Source organism: Alteromonas sp. KUL106, assembly GCF_009811415.1.
Lineage (GTDB): Bacteria > Pseudomonadota > Gammaproteobacteria > Enterobacterales > Alteromonadaceae > Alteromonas.
Genome location: NZ_BLIG01000001.1, coordinates 312,148 through 335,207 on the forward strand (window position 1 = coordinate 312,148; position 23,060 = coordinate 335,207).

The window sequence follows — 23,060 nt, forward strand, 5'->3', positions numbered from 1 at the left end:
ATGGCCACATCTTGATGAAGTGGCCATTTTTTATTTCTGCAGTGCACGAATAATTGGAACGTTGGCTTCCGGAAAATCAGCGGGGTCGAGCGCTTTCACGTTGACCCAGCGAGATGCTTGACCTTCTTTGCCATGAGGCTCACCAATAAAATCATTCACACGGTGAACGTCTAGCTTAACTTGCTTATCGCCGTAATCATGGGTTATCACTATCACCGGCTCACTGTGGTTTACGCTAATCCCCACCTCTTCAGCAAGCTCACGCTTTAATGCTTGAAGCACGGTTTCACCCTCTTCCACTTTACCACCAGGAAATTCCCACTTCCCGCCCTGATGGACATTGTCGGGGCGAAGGGTAATAAATATTTCATCGCTGCGGGCGATAACGCCCACTGCAACATGTACCACTTTCATTACTTAAGTTTGCCGTGACACTGCTTATACTTTTTACCCGAACCACATGGGCATGGGTCGTTACGGCCTACTTTAGCGCCTTCGCGAACTTGTGGACGTACTCTGTCACTGGCTTGTTCTGGCGCAGCATTCGCTTCTTCATGCTCAAAGTTTTTAGGCACATTGTCTGCTTGACGACGCTGCTCTTCCACTTTTTGCACATCTTCTTCGGCTTGTACCTTAACGCGGGCAAGGATAGTGATAACCTCGACCTTCAAGGCTTCCAACATCTGCGAGAACAAGGCAAACGACTCACGCTTATACTCCTGCTTAGGATTTTTTTGCGCGTAGCCACGTAAATGAATACCTTGACGCAAATGATCCATTGCCGCCAAATGCTCTTTCCAGTGACTATCTAGGTTCTGAAGCATCACCGCTTTTTCAAACTGGCGCAGCACTTGTTCACCCACAACGGCTTCTTTCTTTTTATAAGCCTCAACCACTTCGCCTAAAATGCGCTCGCGCAGCTTCTCTTCGTAAAGCTTGTCGTCATTTTCAAGCCAGGTTTTGATTGGTAAATCTACGGCAAAATCCGCACGCATACGTTCTTCAAGACCGCTCACATCCCACATTTCTTCAAGTGATTGTGGCGGGATATATTCATCAACAACGGTTGAAATAACGTCTTCGCGAATAGCCGCGATGGTCTCGCTAATATCGCCTTCATCAAGAAGCTCGTTACGCTGTTCGTAGATAACTTTACGCTGATCGTTTGCTACGTCATCGTACTCAAGTAATTGCTTACGAATATCGAAGTTTCGACCTTCTACCTTACGCTGTGCATTCTCGATAGCACGGGTAACCCATGGATGCTCAATAGCTTCACCGCGCTCCATACCCAAACGCTTCATCATGTTGCCCATTTTTTCAGAGGCAAAAATACGCATTAGTGCATCGTCTAATGATAAATAGAAACGGCTCGAACCTGGGTCACCCTGACGGCCTGAACGACCACGAAGCTGGTTATCAATTCGGCGAGATTCGTGACGTTCTGTACCAATAATGTGTAAACCGCCCGAGGCAAGCACAGCGTCGTGGCTTTCTTTCCACTCTGCTTTGATTTTCTCAATTTGTGCTTCAGTTGGGTTTTCAATCTTCTCAACTTCTGCCTGCCAATTACCACCTAATACGATATCAGTACCGCGACCTGCCATGTTAGTCGCAATGGTAACCGCACCAGGCTTACCTGCTTGGGCAACGATGTCTGCTTCGTGTTCGTGGAACTTAGCGTTTAGTACCTTGTGAGGAATCTTTGATTTCTTAAGAATACGAGAGATGAGTTCTGAGTTTTCGATAGACACCGTACCAACAAGTGTAGGCTGCCCGCGCTTAACGCAATCTTTGATGTCTTCAACGATGGCTTCATATTTTTCCTCAGCAGTGAGGTAGATAAGGTCAGCCATGTCTTTACGCTGCATAGGGCGGTTCGTTGGGATAACGACCGTCTCCAAACCGTAAATATGGTTAAATTCGAAAGCTTCTGTATCAGCAGTACCGGTCATACCCGCAAGCTTGTTGTACAAGCGGAAATAATTCTGGAACGTGATTGATGCAAGGGTTTGGTTTTCGTTTTGAATTCGAACACCTTCCTTTGCCTCTATTGCCTGATGCAAACCTTCAGACCAACGACGGCCTTCCATTGTACGACCGGTGTGTTCATCAACAATAACAATTTGGTCTTCTTTAACAATGTAGTCTACGTCTTTGGCAAATAACTTGTGCGCGCGAAGTGCGGCATTGATATGGTGAAGCAATGAAATATTGCCAGCAGCAAACAACGACTCACCTTCTGGCAGCATGCCCTCTTCATGAAGGATTTCTTCCACATGAATTTGCCCGCGCTCGGTAAGGTGAATTTGCTTTGCTTTAAGATCGATTGTGTAATCGCCATCGCCTTCTTGGCCTTCTTCATCTTCCTTTTCCTGCTGAACAAGCTTAGGAATAATGACGTTGATACGGCGATACAACTCTGAACTATCTTCAGCCTGACCAGAAATGATAAGTGGCGTGCGAGCCTCATCGATAAGAATTGAGTCAACCTCATCCACCACGGCATAGTTTAGCGGGCGCTGAACGCGATCTTGCGGGCTAAATGCCATGTTGTCCCGAAGGTAGTCGAAGCCAAATTCGTTGTTGGTACCGTAAGTAATGTCCGCTTGATAAGCTTCACGCTTTTGCTGTGGCGACATGCCGGGCACGTTACATCCAACGCGCATACCAAGGAAGGTAAATAACTGGTTACTCCACTCAGCGTCACGGCGAGCAAGGTAATCGTTCACAGTAACAACATGAACGCCTTTGCCAGAGAGTGCATTCAGGTAAGTCGGTAAGGTAGCCGTTAAGGTTTTCCCTTCACCGGTACGCATTTCAGAAATTTTACCTTCATGTAATACTTGTCCGCCAAGCATCTGGACGTCGAAGTGACGCATGCCGTATACCCGTTTACTCGCTTCACGCACCGTCGCGAATGCTTCAACAAGAATATCATCTAGGCTTTCACCCTTTTCAATGCGCGCCTTAAACTCGTCGGTTTTAGCCTTTAGCGCCTCATCGGAAAGCTTTTCAAATTCTGCTTCCAGTGCATTAATGGCATCTACGTTTTTGCGTAATTTTTTTAATAGTCGGTCGTTTCTGCTACCGAATACTTTTCGAAGGATGCTTGAAAACATTAGCTTTTTTATTCCACTACTTGTCGAGGCGCCGCACATCGTGCACAGCTAAATTAAACGTATAAAACACTGCCCAAATATAGGGTGTTTTGCGATGTTCTAAAATTATGCTTCGCCGTTATCAATGACTTTAATTAATAAAGGCATTGTTAACGTGAACTACCTGGCTGCTACCTATGTCTACTTTTTGTAAACGAAGGGTAGAGGATCGACTTGTTTTCCGTTTCTTATTACTTCGTAGTGTACGTGAACGCCGGTTGAACGCCCGGTGTTACCCATTTTAGCGATAGGTTCCCCTTTGGTCACCACATCGCCTATTGAAACAGTAAGGGTGTCGTTGTGCCCATATCGGGTAACAAAGCCATCACCGTGATCAATTTCTACTAGTTGGCCATAGCCGTAGCGCTCACCTGCCCAGGTCACAATACCCGCAGCAGTTGCCACCACGTTTTCCCCTGCTTTACCCGCGAAGTCTAGCCCTTTATGCATAGTAGGTTCGCCGGTAAACGGGTCAGCCCGCATACCATAATAAGAAGACAACCACCCCGACTCTATCGGACGACCAGATAATTGGCTCTGTTCGTTGATATGGTGACCCCGAACCAAACTTTCAAGCATAGACAGCTGTTGAGACTTCAAATCGAGAGATTGCTCTAGCTTGGCTATTTCATGAAGGATGGGATCGTCTTGAAGGTTATCCGGTATCGATACCGGTACGAAAGCGTCCAGGTCAGCCGCTGACATACCTAATTCTGTTGCTATTTGCTTGCTCTTTTCATCAAGTAGCGTGGTCTGAGCCGATAATTCTGCTACATGAGAAAGCAAAGCTTTTAATTTTACTGTGGTTTGTTGTTTAAGCGTTTCAACGTCTTTCTGTTTTTCGCTGACTTCAGTTTGCGCTAGGCGTACCCGCGCAATGTCTTCTGATACAGACTCGGTTGAACGACTCGACACCAGCATAAAAATAGAAGAGAGTACAGTTGCACTCACAAGCGTACGGACACTAATGCTGTGCCTGTAGCGTTTATTTTTACCTGCCAGTGTAATTGTTAATTTCATACCACGAAGAATGTTGCTGTTTCACGCCAATGCAAATGTATTTTTAGACCTAGGCAGCACCTTTGACCGATTATTTTTTTGTCGCTTGGGTGAAATTTATATTAATTATTTGGCTACTGTATCATTTATTTCAGTAATTGCCATATGAAAAAAGCCGCCCGTTTGGCGGCTTTTCTAAATTATTACGCTAACGCCGGTTGAGCATAGCGAATTGGCGCTGTTTCTTGAGAGTCGTAGGTCACAAACTCCCAACACTCTTTTTGAGCAAGAACAGCGTTTAATAGCTTGTTGTTCAGACCGTGGCCTGTTTTGTATGCGCGCAACTCGCCAATTAGACTGTGGCCGCCAAGGTATAAATCTCCAATAGCGTCAAGGATCTTATGTTTTAAGAATTCGTCATCGTAGCGCAACCCTTCAGGGTTAAGCACGCGGAATTCATCTAGCGCCACCGCATTTTCCATGCTTCCACCTAACGCTAGATTATTCGCATTCATATATTCTAAATCGCGCATAAAACCGAAGGTACGGGCACGACTGACTTCATTAACATACGAGCATGAATCAAAATCCATCACCATATGCTGACGTGTTTGACTGATCACTGGGTGGTCAAAGTCAATTTGGAAATCAACGCGGAAACCATCGTAAGGCACTAATTCGGCCCACTTATCACCATCTTCTACACGAACTGGCTTTTTAATACGGATAAATTGCTTGGGCGCGTTTAGTTCTTCGATACCAGCAGATTGAAGTAAGAATACGAACGGGCTAGCACTTCCGTCCATAATTGGAAGCTCGTTACTGTCTACTTCAACAATAATGTTATCAATACCTAAACCCGCTAACGCAGACGCCAGGTGCTCTACCGTTTGGATAGTTACACCGTCTTCATTATTAAGACACGTACACAGCATGGTATTACCCACCGCGTTTGCACGCGAAGGTATGTCGACATGTGGTTCAAGGTCAACACGCCTAAACACGATACCCGTGTTTGCTGGCGCAGGTCGGAGAGTCATTGTGACCTTTTCCCCTTTATGAAGCCCAATTCCGGTCTCTTGTACCGATTGCTTGATTGTACGTTGTCTAATCATCTGCTTAAGCTTTTACCTTTTAAAAAAGCGGGCGCGAATTATAGTGAGTTATCACTCACATGTCAAAAAACAGCCTATCTGACGGATTTTACTCTGTCAGATTACGCATTTTTTGACGCTTTCACGCGAATTTTTCACGTTATGTAAGTCCACCTTATTCAATAAGACAGCACAAACGTAAAATAATTCCCTTCACTTTCAGGCAGCTAAATTAATCTGCCTGTTTGCGAAGAAACGCTGGAATGTCTAGATACTCCAGGTCGTTGTCTGGCTGTGCACTGTCATCTGCTTTAAGCGCTTGGTTGCCTTCTGTACCACCCACTGCTGAACGCGGTTCACTTGAATGTGAACTGCCGTATTCTCTAGCAGGTGTTGTCAGACGAGAACCTTCAGAACTGACCAAAGAAATATCAGGCTTTCGCTCTGCGCCAATACCCGTCGCTACAACGGTAACGCGAAGCTCATCTGTCATTTCCATGTCAATAACTGTACCCACAACTACGGTCGCGTTTTCTGATGCGAATGCTTTCACTGCGTTACCCACAGTTTCAAACTCATCGATAGCAAAGTCCGGGCCCGCCGTAATATTAACAAGGATACCGCGCGCACCTGACAAGTCGATGTCTTCAAGAAGCGGACTCGCAATCGCTGATTCAGCGGCCTCTTCAGCACGGTCTGGACCGCTTGCTGCACCACTGCCCATCATGGCTTTACCCATTTCAGACATTACCGTTCTTACGTCCGCAAAGTCGACGTTGATCAAACCAGGGCGAGTGATTAGCTCAGCAATGCCTTGTACAGCGCCGCGTAACACGTCGTTGGCTGCACTGAACGCTTGAAGAAGCGGTGTGCCCGGCCCCATTACTTTCAACAACTTTTCGTTAGGAATAGTAATTAATGAATCGACATTATTAGCAAGCTCTACAATGCCTTGTTCGGCAAATGAAGTACGCTTTTTACCTTCAAATGGAAACGGCTTGGTTACCACAGCGACTGTAAGAATGCCCATTTCACGAGCAATCTTCGCTACTTCTGGGGCAGCACCCGTACCTGTACCACCGCCCATACCGGCTGTGATAAATACCATATCTGCACCGTCTAGTGCCTGACGAATGGTTTCCCTGTCTTCTTGTGCCGCCTCACGACCGATGTTTGGATCGGCACCTGCACCTAACCCTTTGGTCACACTTGAACCTATTTGAAGTGTAACATTTGCATTTGAGCTGCGAAGCACCTGTGCATCAGTGTTAACTGCGATAAATTCTACGCCTTCAATGCTTTGAGACACCATGTGCTCAACGGCATTACCACCGCCGCCACCGACGCCGATGACTTTAATTACGGCTTCTTCGCCGTGACTATCCATTAATTCGAACATACTTACTCTCCGGTTGTACGTCTTTTTAAACACTACGCCAGGTCATTCCCTTAGGCTAATTGCTTCCTGCTAGCCTTAATGCCGTAGCTATAGCGCCCCCAAAATAAAATTAAAATTCACCTTTAAACCAGCTTTGCACTCGATGAAATAAGCTTTCACCGGTTTTCTGCGTACTGGACTTCTTATTATCAGATTGTACTTTGCCATATTGCAGCAGTCCTACGACCGTTGCAAAGCCAGCATCATCAACATATTCGGACAAGCCTTTTACATTGATGGGTTTGCCCACGCGCACGGGCATCTGGAAAAGTTCTTCGGCAAATTCCACGGCACCTTCCATCTTAGCGGTACCGCCAGTAAGTACAAGACCTGCTGCGATTTGCTCTTCCAGACCGCTGGCACGAATTTCATCATGTACCAGCTCAAAAAGCTCTTGATAGCGAGGTTCAATGACCTCAGCCAGCGTATGGCGAGACATGACTCTAGCCGGGCGACCGCCCACACTAGGTACTTCAATGCTATCTTCCATACTCACCATATCTTTCAATGCACAGGCGTAATTCACCTTAATTTCTTCCGCATTGCTAATAGGTGTTCTAAATATTTTTGCAATGTCACTGGTAATTTGGTTACCCGCAACCGGTATTACTGCCGTATGACGTATTGCACCATCGGTGTAAATAACGATATCCATAGTACCACCACCAATGTCTACCACACATACGCCAAGCTCACGCTCATCATCAGTCAGCACCGCATAGCTTGAAGCTAACGCTGAAAATATGAGTTGGTCAGCATTAAGCTCACAACGCTCAACGCATTTCACCATGTTTTTCGCCATATCGTCGGCACAAGTAATAATATGCGCGTCGGCTTCCATTCTCACGCCAGACATGCCTATCGGGTTTTTAATTCCTTCTTGTACGTCAATGGTAAATTCTTGGGGTAACACATGTAGCAGTCGACGTTCAGCGGCAATAGGCACGCTGCGAGCCGCATGAATCACATTGTCTACATCTTCTTGTGTTACTTCTTGGTTGTTAATCGGTACCATGCCATTTTCATTTTGACATTTAACGTGGCGCCCCGAGATAGACATGAAAACTGAAGACACACGGCAATCCGCCATTAACTCCATCTCGTTTACCGCACGCTGTACCGACTTCACCACCAAGTTCAAATCGTTAACGCCGCCCTTATCCATGCCTTTTGATGCATGGGTGCCCACGCCAACGATACTGATCTGATCGTCTTCTAGTAATTCACCCACCACAGCCTTAACTTGGCTGGTGCCGATATCTAGTCCTACAATCAAATTGCGTTCAGCAGGTTTTGACATGGTTTCCTTAACTCTCTTCATCTGTGGCGCTGTCGTCTTTCCATCCAACTGCTACGCCCGTGTCATAGCGAAGGTCGACGTATTTCACCGCCTTCTCTTGTTGCGCCAAAAGTGGATAAACATCAATAAACCGTTGTAGCCTATCGATAAACTCTTGACGCCCTAAATTCAATTTAATGCCGTTTTTCAACTGCACTTGCCATGCAAACCGCTCGCTCAGCGACAACTCATCTAACGTCATATCCGTTGTCGCCATTAACGCATGCATGGCGTTATACCCTTCAAGCGCGGTTTTTTCGCTGCCGCCCGGCCCATACAGGCGAGGAAGTTCAAGCTTCACGCCCTCATCGTTGAACGTATCGCCGTAAGGATTCAACAACAAATCGTCATTCCACTGCGCAACCGGCTGTTGCTCGACCAAATAAATTTTTAATGTATTTGGCCACTTTTTTCTTACTGACGCGCGATATACCCAAGGCTGCGCCTCAACAAGTTCAAACACTTCGTTGACATCAAGTGCAAAAAAGCTTCCAGGCTGAGCTTTACGTATTAAACGCTCTAGCTTAGTAATATCGATGTGCTGGTAGTCCCCAGAAAAATCGATAACCTGCACCGGCATTTGCTGTTCGTCTTGCAAATACTGGTTTGCTTTCAACCCACCAAATACTAATCCCGCAATAACACACAGTAAGAAAGCGACGCCGCCCCACACTGTTGCCTTGCTTTTGCCGCCCTTCACAGAAGCTGGCTTATTCTGATTAGCATTGGTATCAGCCACGTTTACGCCTTGTTTGCAACGTCATCGAAACTGGTAGAAAGAATACTTAGTACCAGTTCGTCAAAGGTCAATCCTGCAACTTTGGCCGCCTTTGGCACCAAACTTTTTTCTGTCATGCCAGGAACCGTATTTGCCTCTAGCAAATAAAATTGCCTTTGGTTGTCCTGCATGACATCAATTCTACCCCAGCCGCTGCCAGAAATAGCGTCAAAAGCACGAGATGCTAGTTTTGCTAGCTGTGTCTCTTGCTCTTCAGACAAGCCGCTTGGGCAATAGTATTCCGTTGTATTATCCTGATACTTGGCAGCATAATCATAGAACGTATGTGGAGTGGACATGCGAATAGATGGCAACGCCTGCCCCTGTAGTACAGAAACAGTGAACTCAGGGCCATCTATATACTGCTCTAACAGGACTTGGTTATCGTATTTAAAGGCGTCCTGAATGGCAGTTTCGAGCTGTTTAGCGCTTGTCACTCTTGCCATGCCAATACTCGACCCTTCTCTGGCCGGTTTTACCATGACTTCATTCCCCAATTTATCCATTATAGCGCTGCACTTACCAGCTTCAAAGTGCCTTTTATCAGCAATTTCATATTTTGCAGTAGGTAAGCCCAAACTTTGCCATACTTGCTTAGTATGAATTTTGTCCATCGCCAGTGCAGAACCTAAAACACGGCTTCCCGTATAGGGTATTTTTAGGAACTGAAGGGCTCCTTGCATAGAGCCATCTTCACCGCCGCGACCGTGGAGCATAATGAGCGCTCTATCAACATTTAGTTCGAGAAGGTCGGTAAGCGGGCGCTCTGCTGGGTCAAACGCAAACGCATCGACACCTTGTCTTAACAGCGCATTTAACACTGCACTTCCCGATTTCAGCGATACCTCGCGCTCTGCTGAGTCGCCGCCAAACAGCACCGCAACTTTTCCATATTCGCTAGGCGAATGCGTTTTTTGTGAGTGAAGACTTACTGAAGGTATAGACATCTTATTCCCCTTCCTGTGCAAGTGTTGTCGGCTCAAGCGCGTGACGTGCTAGAAGCTTAGCAATTTGTCCGATATTACCTGCGCCTTGCGTCATTACAATGTCGCCGTCCTGCATGATGTTCGCCAAAATAGCAGGTAACGCGTCTTTGTCACCCACGTATACAGGCTCTATTTGACCGCGCTGACGAATGGAACGGCATAGCGCTTTACTGTCAGCGCCTTCAATAGGCTTTTCACTAGCAGCGTAAACATCAAGCAACAACAGTGCGTCGACGCTGGATAGCACATCGACAAAATCTTCATAGAGGTCGCGGGTACGCGTAAAGCGATGAGGTTGATACACCATGACCAAGCGCTTATCAGGCCAGTTTGCACGGGCCGCAGCAATCGTCGCCTTCACTTCAGTTGGATGATGGCCATAATCATCAACCAAACAAACCTCACCTTTACTGGTATTAAACGTACCTAGCTGCTCGAATCGGCGACCTATTCCCCCAAAGCTGGCCAACGCACGAATGATAGCATCATCGTCTATACCTTCGTCTGTCGCTACCGCGATGGCTGCAAGGGCGTTTAGCACATTGTGGTTGCCGGTGAGGTTCAACGTAATATCTAACGGCTCATGTTCTGGCCGAATCACGGTAAAATTCGCTTTACCGAATGACAGTGAAACATTCTCTGCGCGATAGTCGTTGTGAGACTCAAAGCCATAGGTAAGAATACTTCGGCCAATACGCGGGCGAATCTCTTGAATATTTGCATCGTCTCCACACACAATGGCCTGACCGTAGAACGGCAGGTTAGACAAGAAATCAACAAAGGTATCTTTTACCTTCGAGAAATCGCCGCCATAGGTATCCATGTGATCGGCTTCAATATTGGTTACTACCGATACCATTGGCTGCAAATGAAGGAACGACGCATCACTCTCATCAGCCTCGGCAATGAGATAACGACTTTTACCTAAGCGTGCATTCGTACCGGCGCTATTTAGCAAACCACCAATCACAAACGTAGGATCGTACTCTGCTTCCGCAAAAATCGTCGAAATCAAACTGGTTGTGGTCGTTTTACCGTGGGTACCCGCCACCGCAATACCGTGACGGAATCGCATCAACTCAGCCAGCATTTCTGCGCGACGTATGATCGGGATACGCTTGTCACGTGCAACGATAATCTCTGGGTTATGCTCGTTAATGGCGCTAGACACCACAATAACGTCCATGCCTTCCACATTTTCCGCACGATGGCCAATTTTGACATCCGCACCTAACTCACTTAAGCGCTGAGTCATTGGCCCCTCTTGAATGTCAGAGCCAGCAATTGCATAACCTTCGTTTAGCAATACTTCAGCTATACCGCCCATACCGGCACCGCCGATGCCAATAAAGAATATATTTTTCACCCTGCGCATTTGCGGGCTTTCAAATGGGGTTTTAAAAACCATTAGTCCCCTACTCCTACCACGCTTTTAACGTGGCTCACTACATTTTCCGTGGCATGAGTGCTTGCGCATGTTTTCGCAATAGCCCCCATTTTCAAGCAGTTTTCAGGGTGTTGTAACCACTGACGCACTGCCTGCCCTAAATTTTCTTTTAACACTGACTGTGCAATCATCAGTGCCGCATTTTGCTTCACTAACGACTGCGCATTTTTCGTTTGGTGGTCGTCAACCGCAAATGGTAGCGGGACAAAAATAGCCGCGCGTCCAGATGCTGCGACCTCACTCACCGTAAGCGCACCGGCTCTACATACAATAAAATCTGCCCACTCATAAGCTTCGGCCATGTCATCGATAAAATCGCTTATATCAATTTTCGACATATCAGCCCCTGCCGATGTATAAGCCTTGATCACACTTTCACTGTTACCTTTTCCGCACTGATGCTTTATTGATAACCCTTCTAGAACACCGCAGGTTTCAGGAACGGTTTCATTGAGAATCTGCGCGCCTAAACTACCGCCTACAACAAGCATATTCAGACCATGTTTAGTCGCGCTGCTGTCTGCATTACTGTCCACAGCTTTTGGCATAACTTGCCAAATTTCGTCGCGAACAGGGTTGCCGACAGTATGTACTTTGTCAGCAGCACCTGGAAATTGTTCTTTTGCATCGTTAAAACCAAGCAGCACGCGGCTTGCAATTCTACTGAGTAGCTTATTCGTCATGCCTGCCGCTGCATTCTGTTCATGCACAATCACGGGGATACCCAAGCTTTTTGCTGCAACGCCACCTGGACCGCTTGCATAGCCTCCAAATCCGACAACGATATCCGGCTGAACGCGTTTGATGATTCGTCTTGCCGAAAACAAGCTTTTCACTAAGGCAATTGCGCCCTCAAAACGTGCTGACATTCCCTTGCCGCGCAGTCCTTTCACAGGAATGAAGTGAATCGGAATGTCGTGTTTAGGCACAACCTGCGCTTCCATCCTCTCGGCGGTGCCAAGCCAATGAATATCCCATCCTTCACTTCGTAGGGCAGTGGCCACCGCAAGACCAGGAAAAACGTGTCCGCCTGTTCCACCCGCCATAATCAAACAACGCTTAGCCATTGTCTGCCTCCTGCGCTACACGCGCAAGTATGGCCTTGATGCCAGCTTTGCCCTCATCTTCCGGACTCGCTGTTTTTTGCGCAGGCTTAGCTACAACCGTTGCGGTGGAAAAATCATCTTCATCGGCGTTATCTTGAGGATTGGCTGATGATTTAGATTGAGCTGCGCTTGACGATATCGGTTTTTTCCTGCGCGCTTTATTCCTGCCGTCTTTACCATCGCCTCGCCCTATCGCCTGTACACCGTCAACGCGCAGTTCAAAATCGATACGAAGCAATATGGCCACCGCTACAGACATTATGATAAGTGATGACCCGCCGTAACTGACTAACGGCAGCGTAAGACCTTTTGTAGGCAGAATACCGGCGCTTGCGCCAATGTTTACCGCCGTTTGGAAACTAAACCAGATGCCAATACTGTAGGCGAGATAACCATCAAACGCGCGCCCTTTTTCTAAGGCCTTGTTGCCAATACTTAACGCGCGCAGCACCATCCATAGAATTAGACCTAGCACTGCGAGTACACCAACGAAACCGAGCTCCTCGGCCAAGATAGCCATAACAAAGTCCGTATGTGCTTCTGGCAAAAACTCCAGCTTTTGCAGGCTGTTGCCGAGGCCTTGGCCAAACCAGTTTCCGCGTCCATAAGCCATTAAAGACTGCGTTAGCTGATAGCCCGCGCCGAATGGATCAGCCCACGGGTCTAAAAATGAAGTCACTCGCTTTAGTCGGTATTCTTCAAATACTATGAGCGCTACAACGGCCAATATGCCCGCAAACACCAATGCAAAAAACTGCCATAGTCGCGCACCTGCTAAAAACAACAGGCCAATTGTGGTTGCAAACATCACAACGACGGTACCTAAATCTGGCTGTAGCAGTAACAGCATCGCTAACGCAAAGAACACCACAAGTGGCTTAATGAATCCTTTTAGGTTCTCGGTAACTTCCTCGTATCGGCGTACTAGATACCCTGCCAGATAAGCGAAAAAATAGAGTTTAGCTGGTTCTGCGGCTTGCACGGTAATAGGCCCGATGACTAACCAACGGGTACTGCCGTTCACCGTTCGACCGACAAGCAATACTGCTACGAGCAGCGCAATCGCCGCGAGTAACAGATACGGGTTAGTGGTACGCCAAAACTGCATCGGCAGTTGAAGGGTTATCATTGCAGCCGTCAAAGCACACACGATATAAATACCGTGGCGAATAGCAAAATAGAAGGGATTGCCGTGCAGTCTGTCGGCCACCGGCATTGACGCGGAGGTTACGATAACAACACCAATGCTCATTAATGCGAGCGCAATTAAAATAAGCGTCACGTCGTAAGGGTGCGTTGCAGAAGGCTGCCCATCGTGCTTCGCGGCAAATAATGCGCTAAGTTTGGTAGAGGCAGCCATCATGATGCGTCCTCCATAGCGACATTGTGAACATCGTGTACATTTTGTTTAAACACGTCACCGCGATGCATGTAGTTCTTAAACATATCTAAACTTGCGCACGCAGGCGAAAGCAGCACGACATCGCCAGGCGCAGCAAGTCTTGCTGCGGCCTCGACGGCATCTTTCATGGTTGCCACACGCGTAGTATGTGCAAAACTCTTTTCAAACAACTGCGCGTCTTTGCCCAAGGCAAACACATGGGAAACGTGCTGGTTTAAATAAGGTGTAAGATTCCCCATATCAGCACCTTTTGCGTCACCACCAGCTATAAGAATAAGCTTACCCTTTATGGTAGGGCCTATTCCTTCAAGGGCCGCTACGGTAGCGCCAATATTGGTTGCCTTAGAATCGTCGATATAGCGAACGTCGTTTATGCAGGCTATTTCCACACAGCGATGAGGTGCAGATTGAAAACTATGAATGTGTTTAACGGCGAGTTCTGGCGAGACACCTAGCTGAAGGCAGATGCCTAATGCGGCCATGACATTTAGCACATTATGCATGCCGGCTAAATGAATATCGCTAAGGGCGATAAGCGTTTCACCGTTAAACGTCATACAAAGGGGTTGTGTATCATCAAAGGCAGCGCCGCTACTATCGCATGGCGCAATCGCAAACCCTGTAGACGACTCGCCTAAACCGTACTCAATAATATTTTGAGGCGTTTGGAAGTCTCTGCCTAGTAGAGCATTCCCTGACGCTTCATCTACAACGCGCTCATCAGGTGCCACAAACTCACCGTCTCGCCATACAATCGCAGATTTTGCGTTATCAAAAATGCGATGTTTGGCATCAATATAGGCCTCAAGGGTACCGTGGCGGTCTAGATGATCATCAGAAATATTGAGCACAGTGGCAGCCTCAAGTACTAGACTGGACGTAGTTTCTAGTTGAAAGCTCGATAGCTCCATCACCACCACATCTACATCGCTCTCCAGCGCTTCAAGCACAGGCCGACCTACGTTACCCGCTTCAATACTTTTTACGCCACAGGCGTTAAGTAAGTGGTTCACCAATAAGGTGACCGTGGTTTTACCGTTTGACCCGGTTATGCCGACAACACGTTTAGGACGCGTGTTGCTGTTTTCAGATTTATTTAAACGGGCAAAGAGCTCTACATCACCAATGATTTCTACGCCACAGGATTTTGCCAGAGCAACCTGTTCAATGTTTAACGCAAGACCCGGGCTTAACACCAAAGTGTCAACGCCATCAAAGTAAGCTTCGCTTAGCGTACTGCAGGTGACCTTCTTTGCCATGAAAGCTTGCATGTCAGTATCAAGGTCTGTAGGCGCGGTAAAATTAGCACGGGTATCAAACGCTTTCACTGTTGCCCGTTTTTGCAACAAGAAGCGCACGCAAGCCTGACCTGTTATACCCAGGCCACCGACTACATAACTATGCTCACGTACGTTATACGACATTACTGTTTATCTCTTAACCGCTTATCTGAGTTTGAGGGTGGCAAGACCCACCAAGACTAAAATGATAGAAATGATCCAAAAGCGCACGATAACCCGCGGCTCTGGCCAACCCTTCAACTCATAATGATGGTGAATAGGTGCCATGCGGAAAATACGCTGGCCTCGCAATTTATAAGAGCCCACCTGAAGAATGACCGACAGAGTCTCCATAACAAATACACCACCCATAATGATTAGCACCAGTTCTTGGCGCACCAATACAGCAAGTACACCTAAGGTGCCGCCAAGCGCGAGTGAGCCAACATCACCCATAAATACTTGAGCGGGGTAAGTGTTAAACCATAAGAAACCTAAACCCGCACCCACCATGGCGGTACACACGATGACCAATTCACTGGTAAGCGGAATGTGAGGAATATTCAGATACTCAGCGAAGTTTGCATTACCGGTCACATAGGCAAATATGGCGAATGCCCCTGCCACCAAAATAGTAGGCACTATAGCCAAGCCATCCAAGCCATCCGTAAGGTTTACTGCATTGCTTGTACCTACAATAGCGAAGTAAGTAATAATGATGAAAAACGCACCGAGTTGCGGAAACACTTCTTTGAAGAAGGGCACCAATAGCGAGGTTTCAGCGCTTATCGTTGCACTGCTGTATAGATAGAACGCAACGCCTAGCGCGACAACGGATTGCCAGAAGTACTTCCAACGGGCGATAAGCCCTTTTGAGTCTTTGCGTATAACCTTTCGATAATCGTCAACAAAACCAATTATTCCGTAGGCCACAACCACAGTAAGGGTGACCAATACATAACGGTTGGTCAGGTCTGCCCATAGCAGGCCACTTACAACAATGGCTGCCAGTATGAGCAAACCGCCCATAGTAGGCGTGCCTGATTTTGATAAATGACTTTGCGGGCCATCGTCACGCACGGTTTGCCCTATTTGCATACGCTGCAAATAACGAATCATCTTAGGGCCAATGAGTATGGCAATAAGCAAGGCTGTTAACGTACTCAAAATAGCGCGAAGCGTAAGATATGAAAATACGTTAAATCCAGAGTCGAATTGTGTCAGCCAGTCGGCGAGCCAAATTAACATGCTATTCGCTCCCGACGGCTATCGTGCTTTCCCAGCGTAGAGGCCTCAATCGCCTCTACCACGCGCTCCATTTTGGAACTGCGTGAACCTTTAACTAATATTGAAATATCGCGCTGATGCACTAACAAATCACGCTCCATTGCGGCCAACAAACTTTCAACATCGCTGAAATGGCCACTATTTTCATTAAACACCGCACTAGCAGACTGACTCAAAACGCCCATGGTATACAGGTAATCTATGCCTTTTTGTTTTGCATATTCACCCACTTGCTCATGATAAAAACGGGATTGTTCACCCAATTCTTTCATGTCGCCTAGAACGAGGATGCGAATGCCTGAAAAGCTGCTAAGCGTATCAATTGCTGCGTTTACTGACGCCACATTAGCGTTATACGTATCGTCTAATAACCGCACTTGTTCGGTGAGTTGTTTTACATTTAAGCGACCGCTAACTTGCTTCATGGCAAGTAAGCCATCACGCACATTTTCCAGTGTCGCACCAACGTGTAGCGTTAGCGCAGCAGCAACCAGGGCATTACCCACATTGTGAACACCGGGAATAGTGAGTTGTATAGCCATCTCTCCCTGCGGGCAAACCAACAGAAATGCGGCACACCCATCCAACCCAATGGTTATATCTTGCGCTTTGAAGTCGGCGTCGTTTTTTTGCTGAGGCGAAAACGTCATCGTTTTAGTGTGTTTGAGTTTACCTTGCCAAAACTCGGCAAACTGACTGTCTATGTTGACAACGGCTACGCCATCGCTACCCAGCCCGTTGAATATTTCACTTTTTGCTCGTGCTACACCAAACAAGCTGCCAAAGCCTTCTAAATGTGAGGCTGCAGCATTTACAATCGTCGCGACATCTGGCTTCACCAGCCCGGTAGTATAAGCAATTTCACCTAAATGATTGGCGCCCAGTTCCATCACTGCATATTCGTGTTGAGGCTCTAAACGAAGCAAAGTAAGCGGTACACCAATATCGTTATTGAAGTTGCCCTTTGTCGCCAAAACACTGCCTCTGCGGGCCAAAATAGCCGCACACATTTCCTTGACCGTGGTTTTACCGCTACTTCCGGTTATGGCAATGGTTTTAGGTGCAACATGGGCTTTAACCGCCGCGCCTAAGGAACCTAATGCCTCTTTGGTATCTTTCACCATGATGACCGGTAGCGTGGTCGTTACGTCTTCACTTGCAATAACCGCACTTGCTCCCGCTTTTTCAGCGGTTTCGATAAAGTCATGGCCGTTAAAATTTGGCCCTTTAAGCGCTAAATATACCGCGCCCTCTTCTAACGTTCGTGTATCGGTACTCACCGAAGACACTTCTGTTTCAGCGGCATTACCAATTAATTTGCCGTTAACCTTTTCGGCTATCCATGACAGCGTTGTTGTTATCATTTGCTGTACTCCTGTTGCAATCGCGCCACAACTGCACGTTCGTTATAGTTAGTCTTTTTGTCACCGATAATTTGATAATCTTCATGGCCTTTGCCGGCCACAATGATGATGTCGCTTTCTTGTGCATGCTCAAGGCAATAGCGGATTGCTTGTTCGCGATCAGGAATAGACACCGCTAGGTCGGCGTTCTTTAAGCCCGCTACAATATCCTTTGCTATAGACTCAGGACTCTCACTACGGCTATTGTCTGTGGTGATCACAATAGCGTCAGCACCTGACTCCGCAGCCTGCCCCATTAAAGGCCGTTTCCCCTTGTCCCGGTCTCCACCACATCCGAATACACACCAAACTTTGCCTGTTGTATGGAATTTGGCGCTCAGCAACACTTTCTCTAATGCATCTGGTGTATGCGCATAATCCACCACGATGTTGGCAGCACCGGTGACAGGAAATACTTCCATTCGCCCAGGTACCGGAGTGATAGCGTTGACCGCTTTAACGACTGCGTCAAAACGTTCACCTTCAGCCAATAATGCACCCATAGCGCAAAGCACATTGCTAATATTGAACTTTCCAAAGAGTGGCAGCGAAATAGCGGCAGTTCCCCACGAACTGACAAGCTTAAAGCCACATCCACCGGCATGATAAGACGCATTTGTGGCGAAACAATGGCGACATTGAGGAGTGTTGTGGACGTTTAATAACGCCGCATCTGTACTGTTATCAATGCCGGTCCACACCCGCACAATTGCTTTATCTGCAGCACCATCCCACTTTGCGCTCTCATCATCATTTGCGTTTAACACAACGGTTTTTAAACCCGGTTGACGAAGTAGCAAACGTTTCGCATTACCGTACTCTTCCATCGTGCCGTGATAATCGAGGTGGTCTCGCGTTAGGTTCGTGAAAATTGCTATATCCGTTTTTACTGTACCTAGTCGCCCTTGAACCAACGCGTGAGAACTGGCTTCAAAGGCCGTATGGCGCACTTCACTCTGCACAAAGTCTGCCAACAAATACTGCATACGTATGGCATCGGGCGTTGTGTTTGCAGCAGGTGTGTTTGACCACTGGGTTTCATCACCTTCAAATACACTGCTTCCCAGGGTTCCGATGCTTGCGCTGCGGGTACCCAATGCGCTTTTTATTTGCGTAAGCAGTTGAACTGTAGAGGTTTTCCCATTCGTCCCCGTTACCGCTACCGTCGTCATTTTTTGTGCAGGGTAGTCATAAAACGCAGCTGCCAGCGCGGAAAGCATTTGCGGAAGTTCATACAGTGAAATGATGACACTGTGATCTCGCATCTCCATGTGACCATGGGCACTACTGTCGTCAGTTTGCGCCAGAATTACACGGGCCCCTAAACTTATTGCTTGGGGTATAAAATCTCGGCCATCGCGTTCATGTCCTTTTACTGCAACAAACGCCAATCGCGTATTCACTTCTCGGCTATCCAGCGTTAAGCCTTCAATGCGGATGTCAGGGGCGTCTACACCGAATTTTTCCAACAAGGCTTTTATACTTTGAACAAAGGCACTAACTACCACTTTGACCTCCTTTCAATAAGCGACTTGAGGTCACCTGTTTATCATCTGGCGTAACGTTTAGCATGTGTAACGCTCCCCCCATGATTGCAGAAAAAACAGGCGCTGCGGTATCCCCAGCGTGATACAAATCGCCGCCTGGTTCATTTATCAATACAATGGTGACTAACCTTGGGTCAGACACGGGTGCAATACCGGCGAAAATATTGACGTACTCTTCACCGTAACCGCCGGCCACCGCCTTGCGACTCGTGCCCGTTTTACCTGCTACGCGATACCCAGGTACCGCAGCTTTCGTTGCTGTACCACCGCGCTGCGTTACGCTCTCCATCATTTGCACGATGGCATTTGCATTCTCTTCACTTATTACGCGCTCAGACTGTCCTTGCCAAGAAGGTTGCTCAGGCGTTTTGATGATGTTAAGCGGAGTTTTAATTCCACCATTTGCTAATGTGGCATAAAGACGGCCTAGCTGTGCCGTAGTCACAGAAATCCCGTAACCAAACGACAGTGTGGCTAATTCAAATTCAGACCAGCGACTGCGTTCATGGAAGATGCCGCTGCTCTCGCCGGCCATGTTGAGTCCGGTATCACTCATCAATCCCATGTTGTAATAAGTATCAAGCAAGAACTGTTTAGGCACAGACAATGCCAGCTTCGACGTCCCCATATTTGAAGAGTGCTGAATGATTTCTTCTAGCGTCAGCTCGCCGTAATTGCGCGAGTCTTTTACTAGGCTACCGCCTAAGCGCATCCAGCCGGGATGGGTATTTACGGAATCTTCCGGCTCTACTTCACCAAACTCTAATGCAGTAAGTACCGCAAGAGGCTTTAACGCCGAACCTGGTTCAAATGCGTCTGTAATCACTCGGTTACGCATTCGGTGCGCAGAGATATCGCTTCTATCATTCGGGTTGAACGACGGCGCGTTAACCATGGCTAGCACATCGCCACTTTTCACATCGATAACAATGGCCGAAGCGGAGCTTGACTGATAGTAAATCATCGCTTCTTTTATTTCTTTGTAAGCAAGCGCCTGAATACGCTGATCAATAGTCAGCTGCAGGTCGCCGGCTTTTTCGCCAGACTTTGTTTCCAAAATTTCAACCTGACGCCCCTTAGCATCACGACGAATTTTTCTAGAGCCTGGTGTACCCGTTAGCCATTCGTTGTACATGCGCTCCAAGCCTTCAACGCCCGTGTCGTCAACATCGGTTACGCCAATGAGCTGCGCTGACACTTCCCCGGTTGGGTAGTAGCGACGACTTTCTCGCCGAAGATAAATACCCGGAATATCTAATTTATCAACGTACTCTGCCATGGCAGGCGATACCTGACGCTGCAAATAAACAAAGCGGCGTTTAGGATTTGCCACTTTTTCTTTCAATTCGTTGACGTCTTGGCGTAGTACATCAGCCAGCGCTTCCCAGCGGCGCTCTTCATCAAAGCCGTTGTTTTCGTGAATAATTTTCGGATCAGCATAAATGGCGCGAACGGGGACACTTACCGCCAGTTCCACACCATTTCTATCGGTGATAAGCCCGCGATAAGTTGGCATGTCGCGGGTTCGCAGCGTGCGGTTGTCGCCCTGTTGAATAAGTTCATCTGGCTCAATAACTTGAATATAGGCAGCCCGAGCTGCCAGTATGCTAAACACCAGCATAATAACAATCAGAACAACCACAAAGCGCCAATGTACCAGGCTGGGCGTAACATTTTGCTTTGCGCCGCTGGCCTTACGCTGTCGAGTGTTTGTTACGCTCATTTCAACCTCACTACTACTTCATCATCGGCAGTTGGACGATACATACCTAACTGCTTTTCAACGAGGCTTTCTATGCGGTTATGCTCGGTCAACGCGCGTTGCTCAAGTACGAGATTACGCCACTCAACATCTAGTTCATCTTTCTCTTGCATAAGGTCTTCTAGTGCGATGACCTGCTGCCTATTATGGTGACTACTCAGCGTAACCGCCATGGCACTTGCAATAACCATTAAATACAACAAAACCCGCAACTTGTTGCGGGTCAAATCTGAAACAATGATTAGCAGTAATTTAAAATTAGTGCTCGCCCTGTCTGGCGTGGCTTTGGTCATAGCTTTTCTGCCACACGCAATACCGAACTTCGAGAGCGGACGTTGTTCGCAATCTCCTGTTCTGAGGGTTTTATCGCTTTGCCCAAGGCTTTAAGTACCTTATCGGCGTCTATTTCAGCCTGCGTAATGGGAAGATTGTGGGGAACCACTTTTCCTTTACTTTGCTCTTTGATAAAACGTTTTACTAAACGGTCTTCAAGAGAGTGGAACGAGATGACGGCAAGACGCCCTTCTTTCGCCAACACCTGAGTCGCCGCTTTAAGGCCCACACGAAGTTGCTCAAGCTCTGCATTAATGTAAATGCGGATCCCCTGAAACGCGCGAGTAGCCGGGTGCTTAAACTTATCTTTAACGGGAACGGCTTCATCAATGATTTGAGCCAGCTGAGCGGTACGGGTAATTGGCGTTTCTTTGCGCGTGTTGACAATGGCATGGGCGATGCGTTTGCCAAACTTTTCTTCGCCAAACTCTTTGATTACCTGCGTAATATCTTGCTCCTCGGCACTCGCTAGCCAATCGGCCGCACTTTGACCACGGGACGTATCCATACGCATATCAAGCGGGCCATCGCGAAGGAAGCTAAAGCCACGTTCTGCATCATCTAGCTGAGGTGAAGATACGCCTAAGTCCATAAGCACACCGTCAATCTTACCGGTGAGCCCCAGCGCTTCGATTTCTTCTGCCATATCCCCAAACGGTGAGTGAATAATGCTGAAGCGCCTGTCATCGGCGAAGCGCTCTGCCGCTTTAATAGCTTGAGGGTCACGATCGAAAGCGATGAGTCGACCGTTATCACCTAATGCATTTAAAATATGCGCTGAATGGCCGCCACGCCCAAATGTAGCGTCGATATAAATGCCGTCTGGTTTGATCGCAAGCGCCTCAATACACTCGTCAAGAAGTACTGAAATATGTTTAAATTCATTGGGCTGCGTCATAGCGAGAAGTCCTGTAATCGTTCGGTAAGTTCAAATTCGCCTTTGCGTTCGGTGTCTATATCAGCTTCAACTTGTTGTGCCCAAATTTCGGCATCCCAAATTTCGAATTTGTTTAACTGACCAACTAACATGACTTCTTTTGAGAGTTTTGCGAAACTTCGCAGTGGAGTAGGAACAAGAATGCGCCCGCTTTTATCCATCTCACCTTCCGAAGCATAACCTAGTAGCAATCGCTGCAAGCGACGCTCGGCTGGGATCATGCTTGAAAGTTTAGAGAGTTTAAGCTCAATCTCTTCCCATTCGGGAAGTGGGTAAAGTAGCAAACAACTTTGTTGTGTATCGACTGTGCAGACCAGTTGTCCCTGACAATCATCCAGCAGCGACTGACGATACTTCGTCGGTATAGCCAGCCTGCCTTTTGTATCCAGATTGATTGCGTTAGCGCCGCGGAACATTCCCCTAGCCTTTTATTATTTGCTCTTGGTTTTCTTGTTTTTTGAGTACTAATCTGCAAAGTGATGATGATTTGATCCACAATTCGCCACATTTACCCACTGAGATACAGTTTAGGTATCAATGATCCCCACTGTCAAGTAGAAAAAAGGCGTGAAAGCCGCATAAATACTGGGTTTAAACTGGTTAGATATACAGTGTATTGAGGAAGTGTATGATAAGGCGTATAAAAAAGATTAAAAAACACTCAGCGTTGCAAAATTAAACTTCGCTTTTATCGATGAAATGCAGTTTTGAAGCATCGGGGTGCATCTGATATTCGCATCATCACTTCCCTATCCCGAATA

The 23,060-nt window shown here is 47.3% G+C and carries 19 protein-coding genes; all 19 read right to left on the reverse strand.

The features are described 5' to 3' along the window. Positions 1 to 30 precede the first annotated feature (30 nt). Positions 31 to 414, reverse strand: a complete 384-nt coding sequence (gene mutT / locus GVO63_RS01265) for an 8-oxo-dGTP diphosphatase MutT (RefSeq protein ID WP_159577820.1) — start codon at positions 412 to 414, stop codon at positions 31 to 33. After that, positions 414 to 3,122, reverse strand: a complete 2,709-nt coding sequence (secA, locus tag GVO63_RS01270; protein WP_159577821.1) for a preprotein translocase subunit SecA — start codon at positions 3,120 to 3,122, stop codon at positions 414 to 416. Before secA ends, mutT begins: the two co-directional genes overlap by 1 nt. A 180-nt stretch (positions 3,123 to 3,302) precedes the next feature. Beyond that, entirely contained in the window at positions 3,303 to 4,181 is an 879-nt protein-coding gene (locus GVO63_RS01275) for a M23 family metallopeptidase (protein ID WP_159493659.1), read from the reverse strand. A 182-nt stretch (positions 4,182 to 4,363) separates the two neighbouring features. Beyond that, on the reverse strand, positions 4,364 to 5,275 hold the full coding sequence (gene lpxC, locus GVO63_RS01280) for a UDP-3-O-acyl-N-acetylglucosamine deacetylase (protein WP_014950423.1): 912 nt from the start codon (positions 5,273 to 5,275) through the stop codon (positions 4,364 to 4,366). Between the two features lie 211 nt (positions 5,276 to 5,486). Next, positions 5,487 to 6,653, reverse strand: a complete 1,167-nt coding sequence (gene ftsZ / locus GVO63_RS01285; RefSeq protein WP_159493658.1) for a cell division protein FtsZ — start codon at positions 6,651 to 6,653, stop codon at positions 5,487 to 5,489. Between the two features lie 109 nt (positions 6,654 to 6,762). Then, on the reverse strand, positions 6,763 to 7,992 hold the full coding sequence (gene ftsA, locus GVO63_RS01290; protein WP_159493704.1) for a cell division protein FtsA: 1,230 nt from the start codon (positions 7,990 to 7,992) through the stop codon (positions 6,763 to 6,765). A 7-nt stretch (positions 7,993 to 7,999) separates the two neighbouring features. After that, positions 8,000 to 8,770: a cell division protein FtsQ/DivIB gene (locus tag GVO63_RS01295; protein ID WP_159577822.1), complete on the reverse strand. Its 771-nt coding sequence runs from the start codon at positions 8,768 to 8,770 to the stop codon at positions 8,000 to 8,002. Positions 8,771 to 8,772: 2 nt separating this feature from the next. Then, positions 8,773 to 9,756, reverse strand: a complete 984-nt coding sequence (locus GVO63_RS01300) for a D-alanine--D-alanine ligase (RefSeq protein ID WP_159577823.1) — start codon at positions 9,754 to 9,756, stop codon at positions 8,773 to 8,775. A gap of 1 nt (position 9,757) precedes the next feature. Further along, on the reverse strand, positions 9,758 to 11,203 hold the full coding sequence (gene murC, locus GVO63_RS01305) for a UDP-N-acetylmuramate--L-alanine ligase (protein ID WP_159493655.1): 1,446 nt from the start codon (positions 11,201 to 11,203) through the stop codon (positions 9,758 to 9,760). After that, positions 11,203 to 12,309, reverse strand: coding sequence for an undecaprenyldiphospho-muramoylpentapeptide beta-N-acetylglucosaminyltransferase (gene murG, locus GVO63_RS01310; protein WP_159577824.1), 1,107 nt, complete (start codon positions 12,307 to 12,309; stop codon positions 11,203 to 11,205). The genes murC and murG overlap by 1 nt, the downstream gene beginning before the upstream one ends. Continuing rightward, a complete protein-coding gene (gene ftsW / locus GVO63_RS01315; protein ID WP_159577825.1) occupies positions 12,302 to 13,711 on the reverse strand; it encodes a cell division protein FtsW in 1,410 nt (469 codons plus the stop codon). The genes murG and ftsW overlap by 8 nt, the downstream gene beginning before the upstream one ends. Next, positions 13,708 to 15,174, reverse strand: coding sequence for a UDP-N-acetylmuramoyl-L-alanine--D-glutamate ligase (gene murD, locus GVO63_RS01320; protein WP_159577826.1), 1,467 nt, complete (start codon positions 15,172 to 15,174; stop codon positions 13,708 to 13,710). The genes ftsW and murD overlap by 4 nt, the downstream gene beginning before the upstream one ends. A gap of 21 nt (positions 15,175 to 15,195) precedes the next feature. Then, the gene (gene mraY, locus GVO63_RS01325; RefSeq protein ID WP_014950432.1) at positions 15,196 to 16,278 is read right to left on the reverse strand and encodes a phospho-N-acetylmuramoyl-pentapeptide-transferase; all 1,083 of its coding nucleotides are present in this window, start codon (positions 16,276 to 16,278) and stop codon (positions 15,196 to 15,198) included. Then, positions 16,272 to 17,681, reverse strand: a complete 1,410-nt coding sequence (gene murF, locus GVO63_RS01330; RefSeq protein WP_159577827.1) for a UDP-N-acetylmuramoyl-tripeptide--D-alanyl-D-alanine ligase — start codon at positions 17,679 to 17,681, stop codon at positions 16,272 to 16,274. Before murF ends, mraY begins: the two co-directional genes overlap by 7 nt. After that, positions 17,678 to 19,228 (reverse strand): UDP-N-acetylmuramoyl-L-alanyl-D-glutamate--2,6-diaminopimelate ligase, encoded by a 1,551-nt coding sequence (locus tag GVO63_RS01335; protein ID WP_159577828.1) that lies wholly within the window; start codon positions 19,226 to 19,228, stop codon positions 17,678 to 17,680. The genes murF and GVO63_RS01335 overlap by 4 nt, the downstream gene beginning before the upstream one ends. Next, positions 19,218 to 20,990: a penicillin-binding transpeptidase domain-containing protein gene (locus tag GVO63_RS01340; protein WP_159577829.1), complete on the reverse strand. Its 1,773-nt coding sequence runs from the start codon at positions 20,988 to 20,990 to the stop codon at positions 19,218 to 19,220. Before GVO63_RS01340 ends, GVO63_RS01335 begins: the two co-directional genes overlap by 11 nt. Next, positions 20,987 to 21,322, reverse strand: a complete 336-nt coding sequence (gene ftsL, locus GVO63_RS01345; RefSeq protein WP_159493648.1) for a cell division protein FtsL — start codon at positions 21,320 to 21,322, stop codon at positions 20,987 to 20,989. The genes GVO63_RS01340 and ftsL overlap by 4 nt, the downstream gene beginning before the upstream one ends. Beyond that, positions 21,319 to 22,260, reverse strand: a complete 942-nt coding sequence (gene rsmH / locus GVO63_RS01350; protein ID WP_159493647.1) for a 16S rRNA (cytosine(1402)-N(4))-methyltransferase RsmH — start codon at positions 22,258 to 22,260, stop codon at positions 21,319 to 21,321. Before rsmH ends, ftsL begins: the two co-directional genes overlap by 4 nt. Further along, complete coding sequence (gene mraZ, locus GVO63_RS01355) at positions 22,257 to 22,715, reverse strand: division/cell wall cluster transcriptional repressor MraZ (protein ID WP_159493646.1); 459 nt, start codon at positions 22,713 to 22,715, stop codon at positions 22,257 to 22,259. The genes rsmH and mraZ overlap by 4 nt, the downstream gene beginning before the upstream one ends. Between the last annotated feature and the right edge of the window lie 345 nt (positions 22,716 to 23,060).